Source organism: Kluyvera sichuanensis (genome assembly GCF_014218705.1).
In the GTDB taxonomy this organism is placed as follows: Bacteria; Pseudomonadota; Gammaproteobacteria; order Enterobacterales; family Enterobacteriaceae; genus Kluyvera; species Kluyvera sichuanensis.
Map to the genome: position 1 here is coordinate 144,373 of NZ_JABBJF010000004.1, position 17,801 is coordinate 162,173.

Consider the following 17,801-nt stretch of genomic DNA (forward strand, 5'->3'; position numbering starts at 1 on the left):
CTGCAACTGTACTGGAGTCTGTATGAATAGGCGTTCTCTCTCCCTTGCAGCACTAACCGTGCTGGACGTTTCACCGCCGGAACAGGTGCGCATCGCCGCGCTCACCGGCTACAGCCACGTTGGCATTCGCCTGTTGCCCGCGACGCCAGACGACCCCGATTACGACATGCTTGGCGATACACGTACGGTACGCGAAACGCTGGCTGCGCTCCGCGATACCGGTATTCGTGTCTCAGACGTGGAGATTGTGCGCCTGACGCCGGATTTCAGCCTTGATGCGCTGCGTCCGTTCCTCGAAACCGCTGCCCGCCTGGAAGCCCAGCAGGTGCTGGTCGCCGGTAATGACGATAACCTTCCTCGCTGCGCGGAGAACCTGGCGACACTGGCACTGGCGGGGGAAGCCTACGGCTTGACCATGAACCTGGAGCCGATGCCGTGGACCCATCTGCCCACGCTTGCCAGCGCACAAAAGTTGATTGCCGCCAGCGGGCAGCGCAACGTCGGTATTCTGGTGGATGCCATTCACTTCTGGCGAGCAGGCGAGTCGTTAGAGGCACTCAGTGCGCTCGCACCAGAGCAACTGAACTATATGCAGCTCTGCGACGCCCCAGCGCGAATTCCCACGGATACCCAGGAGTTGATTTATCAGGCCCGCAGCGCGCGTCGTGTCCCGGGTGAAGGTGAGCTGGATCTCCACGGTCTGCTTGCGGTGCTCCCGCCGACCATTCCCGTCTCGGTAGAAGTGCCGCTGGCCGGCGCTCAGGGAGCACTTCCGGCACAACAACGCGCCCAGCTGCTGTTTAACGCTGCACAATCCTTCCTGTAAACAGGAGCTTGCCATGTCACAGACACAACGCCTGGATGTCAGAGAATTAATTAACACCAACCCGCTCAGCCGCTACCAGAAACTGGTTATTTTTCTCGGTTTTTGCGTCATTGCGCTGGACGGTTTTGATATCGCCATTATGGGTTTTATTGCCCCAACGCTGAAGCAGGAATGGGGCGTCAGTAACCATGAACTCGGCTTTGTTATTAGCACGGCGCTGATTGGCCTTGCGCTCGGCGCACTCTTCTCCGGCCCGCTTGCCGACTGGTTAGGGCGCAAAAAAATCATCATCAACAGCGTCTTCTTCTTCGGATTCTGGACCATCGCCACGGCGTTCTCCCAGAACATCGAACAGATGATCTTTTTCCGCTTTATGACCGGTTTAGGGCTGGGTGCTGCAATGCCCAATATGAGCACGCTGGTTTCGGAGTACGCGCCGGAGCGCCAGCGCTCGTTTATCATCACCGTTATCTTCTGCGGCTTTACCTTTGGCGCAGCCATCGGCGGATTTGCCGCCTCATGGCTTATTCCTGAGTTTGGCTGGCACTCACTGATGGCGCTGGGCGGCGTGCTGCCGCTGTTATTCGCACCGGTACTTATCTGGAAACTGCCAGAATCGGCACGCTTCCTGGTGATAAAGCAGGCTCCCGCCGCGCGAATACACGCCATCCTTCAGCGTTTTTTCCCCGGCCAGGTCAGTGAAAATGTCAGTTTCATTCTTCCCCAGCAGCCTATCAAGAGCAGCGCCATGCGCATTGTACTGTCACGCGAATATCTGTTCGGATCGCTGATGCTTTGGTTGGTCTATTTTATGGGGCTGTTTCTGGTCTATATCCTCGGCAGCTGGCTACCGACGCTAGTGAAAGAGATAGGCCTGACCGTCAGCCAGGCGGCGATAATGACCGCGATTTACCAGGCTGGCGGCACCGTCGGCTCGTTGTTCGCGGGCTGGTTGATGGACCGTATCGATCCGCACCGGGCGCTGGGGTTTATCTTCGCCGTGGGCGGTCTGTTCACCATGGCGATTGGCTACGCGGGGGTGAACTTCCCGCTGCTTTGTCTGCTGGCGTTTGTCAGCGGCGCCTGCCTTAACGGTGCAAATACCGGAATGAACGCCCTTTCCGCCCGTTTCTACCCCACCCAGGCTCGTGCGACCGGTTCAAGCTGGATGCACGGTGTCGGGCGAATCGGTGCCATTCTTAGCGCCTTTGCCGGTGCGGAAATGCTGGCGCTGGGGCTCGATTTTAAATCGGTGTTCCTGATCCTCGGCATTCCCGCAGCGCTGACCGTCATCGGTCTGGCCGCCAAAGGCTACTGGGCGGCAAGCCCGACTAACGCGAAACCACCCGTCACGACCACCCTGAGGAGCCCATCATGAATCGCATCCGTCTTGCCATCATCGGCGCGGGCGCTATCGGCCGCAAGCATATTGAGGTCATTCAGCTGACACCAGAGGCGGAGCTGGTCGCGCTGGCCGATCCGTCACCGCAGGCTCAGGCGCTGGCGGCATCGCTGGGCATCGCGTGGTATGCCGATATCAACGACATGCTGGATCAGGTCAATCCGCAAGGAGTGATTAACGCCACGCCAAACACCCTGCACGTGCCGTGCGCTATTGCCTGCGTCGAGCGCGGTATTCCGGTGCTGGTAGAAAAACCGGTCGCCGAATCGCCAGAATGCGCACAAGCGCTGGTCGACGCCGCGGCGCAGCATGGCGTTCCCGTTTTGGTAGGCCACCACCGGCGGCACAACGCGCTAACGGCGGCGGCAAAGTCGCTTATCGACAGCGGTGAGCTGGGCAACATTGTGGCGGTCTCGGCGCACTGGATCCTGCAAAAGCCCGATGACTACTTCGACGTTGCCTGGCGTCGTGAACCGGGTGCCGGGCCGCTGCTGGTGAATCTGGTGCACGATATCGATCTGCTGCGCTATCTTCTGGGGGAAATTGAGGAAGTGCAGGCGATGACCAGCAACGCCGGGCGCGGTTTCGCCAACGAAGACAGTGCCGTAGTCAACCTGCGCTTTGCTTGCGGAGCACTCGGCAGCGCGGTGCTCAGCGACTGCGGCGTCAGCCCGTGGAGCTGGGAGATGAATTCAGCAGAGAATGCGATTTACGCCCATACCCCAGAAAACTGCTACCTGATTTCCGGCAGCAAAGGGGCGCTGGCTATTCCGCAAATGCGCTGGTGGCGCTACGGTGAACAAAGCGGCTGGCATGCGCCGCTGCTGCAGGAAACGCTCGCCGTCGAGCCTATCGATCCCTTTATCCTGCAGTTGCGTCATTTCCTGCAGGTGATCGCCGGTAAGGCCGAGCCAATCATTGATGCGGCAGATGCTTTGCGTTCACTGAAAGTGATCGACGCCATTCGCCAGATATCGCAGAAAGCCGCCTGACCAGGCTTTAACTCCGGCGGCCCTGGTGCCGCCGGGTGATTGTTTCTGTCTCTATTCCGCACAAATGATTCAATAATGTAATATTTGTTAATTAAGCGTCTGTTTACCCTGCCCTCTCCCCGCACTACACTACTCCCAGCTTTTATATAGAGGTGGGAATGAACGATTACAAAATGACGCCGGGTGAGTTACGCGCCACCTGGGGTTTAGGGACCGTATTTTCTTTGCGTATGCTCGGCATGTTTATGGTCCTCCCGGTTCTGACCACATACGGCATGGCATTACAGGGCGCAAGCGAAGCGCTGATTGGCCTGGCGATCGGTATTTACGGACTGGCGCAGGCCGTTTTCCAGATTCCCTTTGGCCTTATCTCCGATCGCATTGGCCGCAAACCGCTGATTGTCGGCGGGCTGGCCATTTTCGTCCTTGGCAGCGTGATTGCGGCGATGTCGGATTCTATCTGGGGCATTATTCTCGGCCGCGCGCTGCAGGGCTCGGGCGCGATTGCCGCTGCGGTCATGGCGCTACTTTCCGACCTGACCCGTGAACAAAACCGCACCAAGGCGATGGCGTTTATCGGCGTCAGCTTTGGCGTTACCTTTGCCATTGCGATGGTGCTGGGCCCGATTATCACCCACAAGCTCGGCCTGCACGCGTTGTTCTGGATGATTGCCGGGCTGGCGACGCTGGGCATCCTGCTTACCCTTTGGGTGGTGCCGGACAGCAAAAACCACGTGCTCAACCGCGAATCAGGGATGGTCAAAGGCTGCTTTAGCAAAGTGCTGATGGAGCCGAAGCTGCTGAAGCTGAACTTCGGCATCATGTGTCTGCACATCCTGCTGATGTCGACCTTCGTGGCGCTGCCTGGCCAACTGGAGTCCGCAGGCTTCCCGGCTTCCGAGCACTGGAAAATCTACCTGGTGACCATGGTCGTCTCGTTTGTCGCGGTTGTGCCTTTTATCATCTACGCCGAAGTGAAGCGCCGCATGAAGCGGGTGTTCGTGCTGTGTATCGCCCTGCTGCTGATTGCCGAAATCGTGCTGTGGGGCTCCGGTACCTACTTCTGGGAACTGGTCGCTGGCGTACAGATTTTCTTCCTTGCGTTTAACCTGATGGAAGCGCTGCTGCCTTCGCTTATCAGCAAAGAAGCCCCGGCAGGCTACAAAGGTACGGCGATGGGGATTTACTCCACCAGCCAGTTCCTCGGCGTCGCTATCGGCGGCTCACTAGGAGGCTGGATTGACGGCCTGTTCGACTCACAAACGGTATTCCTCGCCGGTGCACTACTGGCAACGGTCTGGCTACTGGTTTCGATGACGATGCAGGAGCCGCCGTACGTTAGCAGCCTGCGCGTGCAGATCCCGGATGATATTGATGCCGATGACGCACTGCGCGAGCGCCTGCTGGCAACCGATGGCGTGAAAGAAGTATTGGTGGTGGCGCAGGAGCACTCGGCCTACATCAAAATTGACAGCAAAGTGACAAACCGCTTTGAGGTTGAGCAGGCGATAGCCGCCAGGTAAGACGAAACTGCCCGCAGCAGCGTGCGGGCAGTACTTTCACGGTTAGTCGAGAAAGTTTTTAAACTGGAACGGCTGACCAAGCTCATCTTTCGCGCCACGCACCAGAGCCATGACAGACTGGAGATCGTTACGGGATTTACCCGTTACGCGAATCTCCTCACCTTTAATCTGTGCCTGTACCTTCAATTTGCTGTCTTTAATCAGCTTTACGACTTTTTTCTGCACTGCACTTTCAATCCCTTGTTTCAGCTTAGCCTCCACAAACCAAGTTTTACCGCTGTGGGTAATGGTTTCCGGAATATCTAATGCGCCACCTTTAATTCCCCGTTTATCAAGATTGTCACGTAAAATACTCAGAAGTTGATTCACCTGGAAATCTGATTCACTCAGAACTTTGATACTTTTATTTGTTTTATTAAACTCAAATGATGCTTCTACACCTCGAAAATCAAAACGAGATTCAACTTCTCGGTTAGCGTTATTTACGGCATCATCGGCAAACTGAAGATCGACTTCAGAGACAATATCGAAAGATGGCATCTTTTCCCCTCCCTTAGTTTCTTTTGCGTTGCATAATACCTGCAACACGGCATAACTCAACTTGTTATCCCCGGAAGCTTAGTTGATAACGCTATACTCATTCGAGTGCTCGCGTGAAGTATGACATACCAGCAGCATCTGGTGTGGTAAGGAGGATGTTTGAAAATTACCGTTTTGGGATGTGGTGCGCTAGGCCAGCTCTGGATGACCGCGCTCCATAAAAAAGGATTTGAAGTACAAGGATGGCTACGCGTACCTCAGCCATACTGTAGCGTCAACGTGATGGAATTGGACGGTAGCGTATTCAACCACTCATTTATTGCCAATGACCCCGACTTCCTGGCGCAGAGCGATCTGCTGCTGGTGACCCTCAAAGCCTGGCAGGTCTCCGATGCGGTCAGAAGCCTGGCGGCGACGCTTCCGGCAACGACGCCCATTTTGCTGATTCATAACGGTATGGGGACGTTGCAGGAGCTTAACGGCCTGCGCCAGCCGATTCTGCTGGGGGCAACCACGCAGGCCGCCCGCCGCGATGGCAATATCATTATTCACGTCGCCAACGGCACCACCCACATCGGCCCGGCTAAACACTACGATGACGATTACAGCCAGCTCGCGGAAACCCTCCAGGAGGTGTTGCCGGACGTAGCCTGGCACGACAATATTCACTCCGCCATGTGGCGTAAGCTCGCCGTGAACTGCGTGATTAACCCGATGACGGCGCTGATGAACTGCCCTAACGGCGAACTTCGTCATCATCAGGAACAGGTGGCGCGTATTTGCGATGAAGTGGCGATGACCATGACGCGGGAAGGATTTCATACCTCTCCGGAAAGTCTGTTATTTTATGTTAATCAGGTGATTGATCTGACGGCGGAGAACATCTCCTCCATGCTGCAGGACATCCGCGCACTTCGGCATACGGAAATCGACTATATCACCGGTTTCCTGCTCAAGCGCGCGCGGGCGCACGGCATGCCGGTGCCGGAAAATACCCGCCTGTATGAACAGGTTAAACGTAAGGAGAGTGAATATGAGCGCGTCGGCACTGATTTGCCTCGCTCCTGGTAGTGAAGAGATGGAAGCCGTCACCACTATCGATCTGTTAGTGCGTGGCGGGATCAGCGTCACCACCGCCAGCGTCGCCGGTGATGGCAACCTGACCATTACCTGCTCCCGCGGCGTTAAGCTGCTGGCTGATGCCCCGCTGGTCGAAGTGGCAGACGGCGATTTCGACATCATCATCCTGCCGGGCGGTATTAAAGGCGCGGAGTGCTTCCGCGATAGCCCTCTGCTGGTCGAGACGGTGAGGCAATTTCACAACTCCGGGCGTATTGTCGCCGCTATCTGCGCGGCAGCCGCCACCGTGCTGGTGCCCCATGAGCTCTTCCCTATCGGCAATATGACCGGTTTCCCGGCGCTGAAAGACCAAATCCCTGAAGGTCAGTGGCAAGATAAGCGTGTGGTCTGGGACCCGCGCGTCAACCTGCTAACCAGCCAGGGGCCGGGCACATCGATTGATTTCGGGCTGAAGATTATCGACCTGCTGGTCGGGCGTGAAAAAGCGTATGAGATTGCGTCGCAGTTGGTGATGGCGGCGGGGATTTATAACTTCTACGAAGAGTAGGTGCAAAACCCGGCGTCGCTCTGCTCGGCCGGGCTACCTGATATAAAAAAACCGGCCAGGCCGGTTTTTTTAGTTATGGGCGGTATACCTTAACGTTGGTAAAGCCCTGCTCACGCAGATAAAGCGCCTGCAGGCGGCTCATCACACCGCGCTCACACCACAGCAGGTAGGTTTTGCTCTGGTCGAGGTCGCCGAACTGGGTGCTCAGCTTGTAGAACGGCAGAGAGGCGATTTCCACGCCTTCCAGCTTCAGCGGTTTATCATCCTGCTCGTCAATGGAGCGGATATCCAGAATCACGTCGTTGTCGCTAAAGCCGCTGACGGTTTCAACTTCCACCACGTCCTGCTGGGTCTGCTGCGCGATTTCGCGGATATCGACGTTATTCGCTTCGGCAACCACTTTATCCAGAATCGCAAAATCGAAGTTTGCTTCTTCCGCTTCGATTTTCGCCTTCACCGCTTTGATGGTTGGGCTCTTCGAAATCACGCCGCAGTATTCCGGCATGGTGCGGGCAAAGTCTTCAGTGCCGATTTCACGCGCCAGATTGATGATGTGCTCTTTATCGTGAGAAATCAGCGGACGCAGGATCAGGGTATCAGAGACGTTATCAATAAGACGCAGGTTGGTCAGCGTCTGGCTGGATACCTGGCCCAGCGCTTCGCCGGTGACCAACGCCTGTACGCCGTAGCGCTCAGCCACTTGTGATGCCGCACGAACCATCATACGCTTCAGCACGACGCCCATCTGGCCGTCTTCCACTTTCTCGAGAATTTCGCCAACCACCGGCTCGAAGTTGATCGCCACGAAACGCACGCGGTGTGAGCTACCGAAACGGTTCCACAGATAATGCGCGACCTGACGAACGCCGATTTCATGGGCCGCGCCGCCGAGGTTGAAGAAGCAGTAGTGCACGCGACAGCCGCGACGCATCAGCATATAGCTGGACACGCCGGAGTCGAAGCCGCCGGAGATCAGCGACAGCACGTCTTCCTGAGTACCAATCGGGAAGCCGCCAATACCTTCGTAGCGCCCTTTCACCAGTAGCAGACGGTCATTCTCGATTTCGAGGTTAACGGTCACGTCTGGATTAGTCAGCTTCACGCGCGCCGTCTCGATGTGCTGATTCAGGCCGCCGCCAACGTAACGCTCCACTTCAATGGACGTGAATTCGTGCTTACCACGACGCTTAACGCGTACGCAGAACGATTTACCTTCCAGCGCTTCACGCCACAGCGGCAGCGTCTGCTCAAAAATATTGTGCAGCGAGGTAAACGGAACGTCTTCGACTTCCAGAATATGGTGGATACCCGGAATACGGGTCAGCGCGTCGCGAAGCACCAGACGTTTGTCTTCATCTTTAGAACGCACTTCGATGTGGTCCCAATGGCGAACGACGGCAAGCGTTTCATCGTAGTTTTTAAGAACGTTACGAATGTTCCCGGTTAAAATTTTAATAAAGCGCAAACGCACAGTTTGGCTTTTGATGGTGATTTCCGGGAACAATTTAATGATAAACTTCATGGCGGCAATGGTTCGTTGGCAAGCCCGACGGGGCTTTAGGCAAAAAGATGTATCGCAGCGTACCGTTTCATAGCGAGGGCACCTGCGTCCAGGACGCGGAGTATACCATCATCCCGCTTACCATTGCGTGTTATTTGCTTCACACCCAGACTCCGTTACCATAGACGCAGTCGCGACATAACAAGAGCCAAACATTCACTATGCCAAAGAAAAACGAAGCCCCGGCCAGTTTCGAGACCGCTTTAACCGAGCTGGAGCACATTGTTAACCGTCTGGAAAGCGGCTCCCTTCCTCTGGAAGAGGCGCTGAATGAATTCGAACGTGGCGTGCAGCTGGCACGTCAGGGGCAGACGAAGCTGCAACAGGCGGAACAACGCGTGCAGATCCTGCTGGCCGATAATGAAGATTCCCCACTAGAGCCTTTCACGCCGGACGCTGAATAAATGGATTTTTCGCAACAGCTGAATGCCTGCGTTGAGCAGGCAAACGACGCGCTGCGCCGTTTTATTGCGCCACTGCCGTTTCAGAACACTCCACTGGTTGATGCCATGCAGTATGGCGCACTATTAGGCGGTAAACGCCTGCGCCCGTTCCTGGTGTACGCCACCGGGCAGATGTTCGGCGTTAGCCTCGCGACGCTGGATGCGCCAGCAGCGGCGGTCGAGTGCATTCACGCCTATTCATTGATGCATGACGATCTCCCGGCCATGGACGATGATGACCTGCGTCGTGGTCAGCCAACCTGCCATATTAAATTTGGTGAGGCGAGCGCCATTCTGGCCGGGGATGCGCTGCAAACGCTGGCGTTTTCTATACTGAGTGATGCGCCGATGAACGAGGTCTCCGATCGCGATCGTCTGGCAATGCTGTCCGAGCTGGCAACCGCCAGCGGTGTGGCAGGCATGTGCGGGGGGCAAGCGCTGGATCTGGAAGCCGAAGGCCAACAGGTTAATCTGGAAATGCTGGAGCGCATTCACCGTCATAAGACCGGTGCACTCATCCGTGCCGCCGTACGTCTGGGCGCACTCAGCGCGGGTGAACAGGGCCGCAGGGCGCTGCCGTTGCTGGATAAGTATGCCGAAAGCATCGGTCTGGCGTTCCAGGTTCAGGATGACATTCTGGATGTGGTGGGCGATACTGCGACCCTCGGAAAGCGCCAGGGTGCCGACCAGCAGCTCGGCAAGAGCACCTATCCTGCACTACTGGGTCTTGAGCAAGCCCGGACTAAAGCCAGTGACCTTATTGCCGATGCCCGTCAGTCTCTTACCGAGCTGGCCGCACAATCACTGGATACCACAGCACTGGAAGCGCTAGCGAACTACATCATCCTGCGCGACAAATAAACCATAAATGAGTCTCAGATGAGTTTTGATATTGCCAAATACCCGACCCTGGCGCTGGTCGATTCCACTCAGGAATTGCGCCTGCTGCCAAAAGAGAGCCTGCCGAAGCTGTGTGACGAGCTGCGTCGTTACCTGCTCGACAGCGTGAGCCGTTCCAGCGGACACTTCGCCTCCGGGCTTGGCACGGTGGAGCTCACCGTGGCGCTGCACTACGTCTATAACACGCCGTTCGACCAGCTTATCTGGGACGTCGGCCACCAGGCCTATCCGCACAAAATTCTGACCGGCCGTCGCGACAAAATTGACACCATTCGCCAGAAAGGTGGTCTGCACCCGTTCCCGTGGCGCGGCGAGAGCGAGTACGACGTGCTGAGCGTCGGTCACTCCTCGACCTCGATTTCCGCCGGTATTGGTATTGCGGTTGCAGCGGGTAAAGAGAACAAACAGCGTCGTACCGTCTGCGTGATTGGCGATGGCGCAATTACCGCCGGTATGGCGTTTGAAGCGATGAACCACGCGGGCGATATCAAACCCGATATGCTGGTGGTGCTGAACGACAACGAGATGTCTATCTCCGAGAACGTCGGCGCACTGAACAACCATCTGGCGCAGCTGCTTTCCGGCAAGCTCTACTCTTCCCTGCGTGAAGGCGGCAAGAAAGTCTTCTCCGGCGTACCGCCGATTAAAGAGCTGCTCAAGCGTACCGAAGAACATATCAAAGGCATGGTAGTACCGGGCACGCTGTTTGAAGAGCTGGGTTTCAACTACATCGGGCCGGTGGACGGCCACGACGTACTGGGGCTGGTGAATACGCTCAAGAACATGCGCGACCTGAAAGGCCCGCAGTTCCTGCACATCATGACCAAAAAAGGCCGTGGCTATGAGCCGGCCGAGAAAGATCCTATCACCTTCCACGCGGTGCCGAAGTTCGATCACACCAGCGGTAAGCTGCCAAAAAGCAGCGGTGGCCTGCCGTCATACTCGAAAATTTTCGGTGACTGGCTGTGCGAAACCGCGGCGAAAGACGCCAAGCTGATGGCGGTGACGCCAGCGATGCGCGAAGGCTCCGGCATGGTAGAGTTCTCGAAAAAATACCCTGACCAGTATTTCGACGTAGCGATTGCCGAGCAGCACGCGGTGACCTTCGCAGCGGGCCTGGCGATTGGCGGCTATAAACCGATCGTGGCTATCTACTCTACCTTCCTGCAGCGCGCCTACGATCAGGTGATCCACGATGTGGCTATCCAGAAGCTGCCGGTGCTGTTCGCTATCGATCGCGCGGGCATTGTCGGCGCCGACGGGCAGACGCACCAGGGCGCGTTTGATATCTCCTATCTGCGCTGCATCCCTGACTTTGTCATCATGACGCCAAGCGATGAAAACGAATGTCGCCAGATGCTCTATACCGGCTATCACTACAGCAATGGCCCAAGCGCGGTACGCTACCCGCGCGGGTGCGGTACCGGCGCTGAGCTTCAGCCGCTGGAAAAACTGCCGCTCGGCAAAGGCGTAATTAAACGCGAAGGCGAGAAGCTGGCGATCCTCAATTTCGGTACCCTGCTGGCCGAAGCGGAAATCGTCGCCGAGAAACTCAACGCCACGCTGGTTGATATGCGCTTTGTGAAACCGCTGGATGAAAGCCTGATCCTCGATATGGCCGCGCGCCACGACTCGCTGGTGACGCTGGAAGAGAACGCCATCATCGGCGGCGCGGGTAGCGGCGTCAACGACGTGCTGATGGCGCATCGTAAACCGGTGCCGGTACTCAATATTGGTCTGCCTGACTTCTTTATCCCGCAGGGTACGCAGGAAGAGGCTCGCGCCGACCTCGGCCTGGATGCCGCCGGTATCGAAGCGAAGATCGCGGGCTGGCTAGCATAATCCTCCCCATCGCTCCTGCTATGCTTAAAGGTAAACCGCTTACCCGCTAGCAGGAGCTGATTCATGCAATACGATACGTTAGGACACACCGGCCTTCGGGTCTCTCGTCTTTGCCTTGGCTGTATGACCTTCGGCGAACCGGATCGGGGTAAACACGCCTGGACGCTTCCGGAAGACAGCAGCCGCCCCATCATCCAGCGCGCCATCGAAGGCGGCATCAACTTTTTCGACACCGCTAATAGCTATTCTGACGGCAGCAGCGAAGAGATCGTCGGCCGTGCGCTGCGCGATTTCGCTCGCCGCGATGAAGTGGTGGTCGCCACCAAGGTTTATCATCAGGTGGGGGATCTGGAAGAGGGTCTGTCCCGCACGCAAATTCTCCGCTCCATCGACGATAGCTTAAAGCGCCTCGGGATGGACTATGTCGATCTACTGCAGATTCACCGCTGGGACTACCGCACGCCCATTGAAGAGACGCTGGAAGCACTGGATGAGGTGGTGAAATCCGGTAAGGCGCGATTTATTGGCGCCTCGTCAATGCACGCTCGTCAGTTTGCCCACGCGCTGGCGCTGCAAAAAACCAACGGCTGGACGCCGTTCGTCACCATGCAGGATCACTACAATCTGATCTACCGGGAAGAGGAGCGCGATATGCTGCCGCTCTGCACTCAGGAAGGGGTAGCGGTGATTCCGTGGAGCCCGCTGGCGCGCGGTCGCCTGACGCGCCCGTGGGGCGAGACGACGGCAAGGCTGGTCTCCGACGAGTTTGGGCAAACGCTGTATAGCTCAACCGAAGAGAACGATGAGCAGATTGCCGGGGAACTGGAACGAGTCGCGCAGGAAGTTGAAGCCAGCCGAGCGCAGACGGCGCTGGCATGGCTGCTGAGTAAACCGGGGGTGGCGGCACCGATTATTGGGGCGTCGCGCGAGGAGCAGTTGGATGAGCTGTTGAGTGCGGTGGATATTACGCTGACGCCGGAGCAGATTGCCTCAATGGAAGCGCCGTATCAGCCGCATCCGGTGGTTGGGTTCAAATAATCTGTAGCCCGGGCGAGGCGGTCACGCCGACCCCGGGGCGGCTCCGTACCCTCCCCGGCGTCGCTCTGCTCGGCCGGGCTACAGTAACATCACAGAATATAATGCCCCACCACAAACAGTATCCCCGCCGAAATCACCCCGGCGATAACATCGTCGACCATAATCCCCATTCCACCATGGACGTTTCGGTCGAACCAGCGAATAGGCCAGGGCTTCCACATATCAAAAATACGGAACAGCACAAACCCCGCCAATACCCATTGCCAGTTGATGACCGGAATTGCCATCAGCGTGATCCACATGCCGATAAACTCATCCCAGACGATGCTACCGTGGTCATGCGTGCCCATATCACGCGCCGTACGGCGGCAGATATAAACACCGATACAAATACCGAACATCACCACCAGCGAATAGAGCTGTAGCGGCAGAAACGTCAGCACGTACCAGAAGGGAATGGCGGCAATCGAGCCAGCCGTACCCGGCATTACCGGGCTCAGACCGCTGCCAAATCCCGTTGCCAGCAGGTGCCAGGGGTTGCGTAAATTCAGACGGCTTTTTGCTTCATCGTACTTAGCCAAAATGATCGTATCCCTTCCAGTCGAGCTGCACCGCTTTCCCCTCCTGGGTGAAATGCAGTCCTTCCACATCGGCGCTGATTTGCCCGATGCAGGTAAACGGTGTGCCCAGTTGACCCAGCGCCACTTCCAGCGCGCCGCGGTTCAGTTCTGGAACGGTAAAGCAGAGCTCATAGTCTTCACCGCCGGAAAGTGCCCAACGGCACGCCTGCTCCGGCTGTACATGGCGACGCAGCGCGTCGGAATATGGCAGCAGATCGAGATCAACGCGAGCGCCTACACCGCTGGCGTTTAGGATATGCCCCAGATCGGAAATCAGACCGTCGGAGAGATCGATAGCCGAGTTTGCCAGGTCGCGCAGCGCCTGCCCTTGCAGGATACGCGGCGTCGGGCGCAGATGGCGCTGACGCAGATAGGCTGCATCTTCAGGGTTATCAATCGTCAGTTGATTCAGAATCAACGCCAGGCCCGCCGCGCTGTCACCGGGCGTGCCGGTCACGTAGATCCAATCACCCGGTTTTGCACCCGAACGTTTTAGCGCGCGGCCCACCGGCACGTAGCCGTGAATACCCAGCGTCATCGACAGCGGCCCTTTGGTGGTGTCGCCGCCAATTAACTGCATATCGTAGTAGCTTAACAGCTCAAACAGCCTGTCACTAAACGCCGCCAGCCAGGCTTCATCCACCGCGGGCAGCGTCAACGCAAGCGTCAGCCAGGCTGGGTCAGCACCCATTGCGGCTAAATCGCTAAGGTTTACCGCCAGCGCTTTGTGGGCCAGGTCAGCCGGGTCGATATCAGGAAGGAAATGGTTGCCCACCACCAGCGTGTCGGTGCTGATAGCCAGGGTCTGTTTTTCGGGAATATTGAGTAACGCGCAGTCGTCGCCGATTCCGGTTTCTACATCAAGACGGGCGTTTCGTACTCGGTCAAAATAACGGGCAATCAGGGAGAATTCGCCGCATGCCATACGTTATGCCTCAGCAGAAGGATAAAACAAGGCCGGGATTCGCCAGAAAGAGATTCGGCAAAACCCGGCCTGGAGATTACTTTTTGTGGGGACGAATAGCAGGAGCGGCTTTATCCAGCACGCCGTTGACAAACTTGTGGCTGTCTTCAGCGCCAAAGGTTTTTGCCAGTTCGATAGCTTCGTTGATAGCCACTTTGTATGGCACATCATCACGCTTCGACAGCTCGAACAGCGCGATGCGCAGTACGGCTTTCTCTACCTGGCCCAGCTCTTCGAGCATACGGGACAGGTATGGCTTCATCAATCCGTCGAGGTACGCGCTGTTAGTCGCCACCCCGGACAGCAGTTCACGGAAGTACACGACGTCGACATCTTTAACGTCTTGTTCCGCCAGGAACTGGTATTCAACATCGGAGATGTCGTTCTGGGACAACTGCCAGGAGTAGAGCGCCTGGACGGCACACTCACGGGCGCGGCGACGAGCAGCAGGTTTCACGGATTTCCCCTTACAAAAATCAGGCCTTGATGGCTTTCAATACATTAATCATTTCAAGCGCGGTCAGTGCAGCTTCTGCACCTTTGTTACCGGCTTTTGTGCCAGCGCGTTCGATGGCTTGTTCAATACTTTCGGTGGTCAGAACACCAAAGGCTACCGGGATTTCGCTGTCCTGAGCGACGTGCGCCAGGCCATTGCTTGCCCCGCCAGCAACATATTCGAAGTGCGCAGTACCGCCACGGATAACTGTACCCAGCGCGATCACCGCATCGTATTTACCGGTTTTTGCCAGTGCGCCAGCCGCCAGAGGCAGTTCATAAGCACCTGGAACCCAAACAACGGTGATGTTTTCATCTTTAACCTGACCAATGCGCTTCAGGGCGTCGATAGCACCTTCCAGCAGGCTGTCATTGATAAAGTTGTTGAAACGCGCGATGGTGATGGCGACGCGAGCGTCCGGGGTAGCAACGTTAGCTTCAATAATGTTCATACTCTTCCTTTGGGTTCATTTGCCCCGCAGGGGGGCGGATTTTATCATAATATTCTGGGCGCTGCTTCCTCTAATTCGGAAAGCCTCACGCAGTGGTTAAATGCAGGCACACATCCGGGCCCACCTGGCGTATCTCGTTGAATTTGAAATGGGGGGCGTCGGCCAGTTTCTCAAGGCCTGGCAGCACACATAATCCCCGCGCATCGCTTCCTAACAGTTTAGGCGCGATATAGACGATAAGCTCGTCAACCAGCCCCGCCTGAATCAGCGCGCCAGCAAGCGTTGGCCCCGCCTCCACCCAGATGCTGTTAATCTGCTGTTTGCCCAGTTGCATCATCAGCAGCACCAGATCGAGGTGACCATTGTGCTCCGGTATTTTCAGCGTTTGCACGCCTTCCGGCCACACGCGAGTATCATCCTCGGTGCGCGCAAACAGCGTTTCACCCGGCTGCTGCACAATGCGGTGCTCCGGCTTGACGCGGTTGCCGCTATCAATAACGATGCGCAACGGCTGGCGCAGATTTTCCTGCGGGTAGAGCGCCTGCGTTTCGGCATTGAGCTCGTCCCAACGCACGGTCAGCGCCGGGTCATCCGCCAGCACCGTCGCGCTGCTGGTTAGAATCGCGTGGCTTTCTGCGCGCAGGCGCTGAACGTCGCGTCGCGCCTGCGGCGAGGTAATCCATTGGCTTTCACCGCTGGCCATTGCCGTGCGGCCGTCGAGCGACGCGCCAAGCTTCAGTTGGATATACGGGAAACCGGTGCGCATCCGCTTGAGGAAGCCTTTGTTCAACGCTTCGGCTTCGCTCATCATCAGACCGTGGCTGACTTCAATACCCGCCTGCTGCAGGCGGTACAGTCCGCGCCCTGCAACCTGCGGGTTTGGGTCCTGCATAGCGGCGACGACGCGGGAAACGCCCGCGGCAATCAGCGCGTCACAGCACGGTGGTGTGCGGCCATGGTGACTGCATGGTTCGAGCGTCACATAGGCGGTAGCGCCTTTCGCTTTATCACCCGCCATGCGCAGCGCATGCACTTCCGCATGCGGTTCACCGGCGCGGTAGTGGAAACCTTCGCCAACAATTTCGCCCTGATTGACAATCACGCAGCCCACGCGTGGGTTGGGATGCGTGGTGAAGCGACCGCGTTGCGCCAGCTTTAGCGCGCGCGCCATGTACATTTCATCGTGCATAGCTTAGTCCTGTAAGCGGGCGATCTCTTCGCCAAATTCTTTAATATCTTCAAAGCTGCGGTATACCGACGCAAAGCGGATATAGGCCACTTTATCGAGCTTTTTCAGCTGTTCCATGACCAGGTTACCCAGCAGTTTGCTCGGCACTTCACGTTCACCGGTCGCGCGAAGATGCGATTTGATATGGTTAATCGCCATTTCTACATCATCGGAACTAACCGGGCGTTTTTCCAGGGCGCGCAGCATACCGCTACGCAGCTTATCTTCATTAAACGGTTCACGCACGTCGTTGCTTTTCACCACGCGCGGCATCACCAGTTCTGCCACTTCAAAGGTGGTAAAGCGCTCGTTGCACACCAGGCATTGCCGACGGCGGCGAACGGAAGAACCTTCTCCCACGAGACGGGAGTCAATGACTTTAGTGTCTACGGCGAAACAGAATGGGCAGTGCATACGACGTCCTGACGATGAGGTGATGGGAATCTATTTTACCCTGAACTGCGGATACAACAAAGGCGCAGCGCTTTTTGAGACAAAGGATCGATGCCAGATGCCGTATTGCGCGCTACCATTGCGTTATCCCGAAGAGAAGGAAACAGACAGCATGACAAGACGTTACCTAAGAATCGCCCTGCTGGGAAGCCTCGTCAGCCTGAGCGCCTGTGCGCAACAGTCTGAAGTTAAGCAGATGCACCAAAGCATTAGCGCGCTCAGTACCGAGATGACGCAGCTGAATAAAGAAACGGTAAAAATCACTCAGCAAAACGCGCTGAATGCGAAGTCTACGCGCGGTGTCTACCTGCTTCCCGGCGCTAACACGCCTGCCCGTCTGAACAGCCAGGTGGGCACTCTGCGCATGTCATTGCGCAATATCGCCGCTAACGCTCAGGGCACGGCGGTGACGCTGCGCATCCAGGGGGAATCGAACGAGGCGCTCCCGGCCTTCACCGGCACCGTTGAGTGGGGTCAGATTCAGGGCACAACCGAGCAGTATCAAGAGGTCAACGTGCAGAATCAGCTCTTCTCCGCGCCGGCAAGCGTGCTGGCACCGAGCGACGTCGATATCCCGCTGCAGCTTAACGGCGTTACCCCCGATCAGCTCGGCTTTGTTCGTATTCACGACGTGCAGCCTGCCAACGCACAGTAACCGTTCTACAGGAGGGAGTTGTAACAATACTCCCCCTGAACTCGCCTTCTCTTTCCCACGCCTGAAACACATTTCTCGTATGTAAACATTTGCAATAATTCACCCCATCAGTACAATCGCGGCGTCTAATCTACGCAAACGTGAACGCAATCGATTACGCGTTTGAAAAATGTGTGAACTGTGACTGATTTTCGTGAGCAAGGATTCATATAATAGGCTCGCAGAAACACGAAACATTTA

Annotated in this window: 19 protein-coding genes; 11 read left to right on the forward strand and 8 right to left on the reverse strand. The window is 56.7% G+C overall.

The features are described from left to right. Window positions 1–22: 22 nt before the first annotated feature. The 4 genes from HII27_RS06670 (at window position 23) to HII27_RS06685 (ending at window position 4,743) form a co-directional block, all read left to right on the forward strand. Window positions 23–826: a sugar phosphate isomerase/epimerase family protein gene (locus tag HII27_RS06670; protein WP_185667157.1), complete on the forward strand. Its 804-nt coding sequence runs from the start codon at window positions 23–25 to the stop codon at window positions 824–826. A 13-nt stretch (window positions 827–839) separates the two neighbouring features. Next, window positions 840–2,204, forward strand: coding sequence for an MFS transporter (locus HII27_RS06675; protein ID WP_185667158.1), 1,365 nt, complete (start codon window positions 840–842; stop codon window positions 2,202–2,204). Beyond that, window positions 2,201–3,220, forward strand: coding sequence for a Gfo/Idh/MocA family protein (locus HII27_RS06680; protein ID WP_185667159.1), 1,020 nt, complete (start codon window positions 2,201–2,203; stop codon window positions 3,218–3,220). The genes HII27_RS06675 and HII27_RS06680 overlap by 4 nt, the downstream gene beginning before the upstream one ends. Before the next feature lie 158 nt (window positions 3,221–3,378). Next, window positions 3,379–4,743: an MFS transporter gene (locus tag HII27_RS06685; protein WP_185667160.1), complete on the forward strand. Its 1,365-nt coding sequence runs from the start codon at window positions 3,379–3,381 to the stop codon at window positions 4,741–4,743. Between the two features lie 42 nt (window positions 4,744–4,785). Here the strand turns inward: HII27_RS06685 and HII27_RS06690 are convergent, their stop codons facing one another. Then, the gene (locus HII27_RS06690; protein ID WP_185667161.1) at window positions 4,786–5,283 is read right to left on the reverse strand and encodes a YajQ family cyclic di-GMP-binding protein; all 498 of its coding nucleotides are present in this window, start codon (window positions 5,281–5,283) and stop codon (window positions 4,786–4,788) included. 159 nt (window positions 5,284–5,442) lie between these two features. Between HII27_RS06690 and panE the strand changes: the two genes are divergently transcribed. Then, window positions 5,443–6,354, forward strand: coding sequence for a 2-dehydropantoate 2-reductase (gene panE, locus HII27_RS06695; RefSeq protein WP_185667162.1), 912 nt, complete (start codon window positions 5,443–5,445; stop codon window positions 6,352–6,354). Continuing rightward, window positions 6,317–6,910 (forward strand): protein deglycase YajL, encoded by a 594-nt coding sequence (yajL, locus tag HII27_RS06700; RefSeq protein ID WP_185667163.1) that lies wholly within the window; start codon window positions 6,317–6,319, stop codon window positions 6,908–6,910. The genes panE and yajL overlap by 38 nt, the downstream gene beginning before the upstream one ends. A 73-nt stretch (window positions 6,911–6,983) precedes the next feature. Here the strand turns inward: yajL and thiI are convergent, their stop codons facing one another. After that, complete coding sequence (thiI, locus tag HII27_RS06705; RefSeq protein WP_185667164.1) at window positions 6,984–8,432, reverse strand: tRNA uracil 4-sulfurtransferase ThiI; 1,449 nt, start codon at window positions 8,430–8,432, stop codon at window positions 6,984–6,986. A 200-nt stretch (window positions 8,433–8,632) separates the two neighbouring features. Between thiI and xseB the strand changes: the two genes are divergently transcribed. From xseB to HII27_RS06725, 4 genes are all read left to right on the forward strand, one after another. Next, window positions 8,633–8,875: an exodeoxyribonuclease VII small subunit gene (xseB, locus tag HII27_RS06710; RefSeq protein ID WP_185667165.1), complete on the forward strand. Its 243-nt coding sequence runs from the start codon at window positions 8,633–8,635 to the stop codon at window positions 8,873–8,875. Further along, window positions 8,876–9,775, forward strand: coding sequence for a (2E,6E)-farnesyl diphosphate synthase (ispA, locus tag HII27_RS06715; protein WP_185667166.1), 900 nt, complete (start codon window positions 8,876–8,878; stop codon window positions 9,773–9,775). A gap of 18 nt (window positions 9,776–9,793) precedes the next feature. Next, window positions 9,794–11,656, forward strand: a complete 1,863-nt coding sequence (gene dxs, locus HII27_RS06720; protein WP_185667167.1) for a 1-deoxy-D-xylulose-5-phosphate synthase — start codon at window positions 9,794–9,796, stop codon at window positions 11,654–11,656. 63 nt (window positions 11,657–11,719) lie between these two features. Further along, window positions 11,720–12,694: an aldo/keto reductase gene (locus HII27_RS06725; protein ID WP_185667168.1), complete on the forward strand. Its 975-nt coding sequence runs from the start codon at window positions 11,720–11,722 to the stop codon at window positions 12,692–12,694. Window positions 12,695–12,783: 89 nt separating this feature from the next. Here the strand turns inward: HII27_RS06725 and pgpA are convergent, their stop codons facing one another. The 6 genes from pgpA to nrdR all read right to left on the reverse strand — a co-directional run bounded on the left by pgpA (window position 12,784) and on the right by nrdR (window position 16,867). Further along, the gene (pgpA, locus tag HII27_RS06730; RefSeq protein WP_223883161.1) at window positions 12,784–13,275 is read right to left on the reverse strand and encodes a phosphatidylglycerophosphatase A; all 492 of its coding nucleotides are present in this window, start codon (window positions 13,273–13,275) and stop codon (window positions 12,784–12,786) included. Then, complete coding sequence (thiL, locus tag HII27_RS06735) at window positions 13,268–14,239, reverse strand: thiamine-phosphate kinase (RefSeq protein WP_185667170.1); 972 nt, start codon at window positions 14,237–14,239, stop codon at window positions 13,268–13,270. Before thiL ends, pgpA begins: the two co-directional genes overlap by 8 nt. A gap of 76 nt (window positions 14,240–14,315) precedes the next feature. Next, window positions 14,316–14,735, reverse strand: coding sequence for a transcription antitermination factor NusB (gene nusB / locus HII27_RS06740; protein ID WP_185667171.1), 420 nt, complete (start codon window positions 14,733–14,735; stop codon window positions 14,316–14,318). A gap of 19 nt (window positions 14,736–14,754) precedes the next feature. Continuing rightward, window positions 14,755–15,225, reverse strand: coding sequence for a 6,7-dimethyl-8-ribityllumazine synthase (ribH, locus tag HII27_RS06745; protein WP_001021161.1), 471 nt, complete (start codon window positions 15,223–15,225; stop codon window positions 14,755–14,757). 85 nt (window positions 15,226–15,310) lie between these two features. Further along, entirely contained in the window at window positions 15,311–16,414 is a 1,104-nt protein-coding gene (gene ribD / locus HII27_RS06750; RefSeq protein ID WP_185667172.1) for a bifunctional diaminohydroxyphosphoribosylaminopyrimidine deaminase/5-amino-6-(5-phosphoribosylamino)uracil reductase RibD, read from the reverse strand. 3 nt (window positions 16,415–16,417) lie between these two features. Next, window positions 16,418–16,867, reverse strand: coding sequence for a transcriptional regulator NrdR (gene nrdR, locus HII27_RS06755; RefSeq protein ID WP_052283888.1), 450 nt, complete (start codon window positions 16,865–16,867; stop codon window positions 16,418–16,420). A 151-nt stretch (window positions 16,868–17,018) separates the two neighbouring features. On the opposite strand from nrdR, the gene HII27_RS06760 reads away from it, so the two are divergent. Then, the gene (locus tag HII27_RS06760; protein ID WP_185667173.1) at window positions 17,019–17,561 is read left to right on the forward strand and encodes a SadB/YajI family lipoprotein; all 543 of its coding nucleotides are present in this window, start codon (window positions 17,019–17,021) and stop codon (window positions 17,559–17,561) included. Window positions 17,562–17,801: the final 240 nt, after the last annotated feature.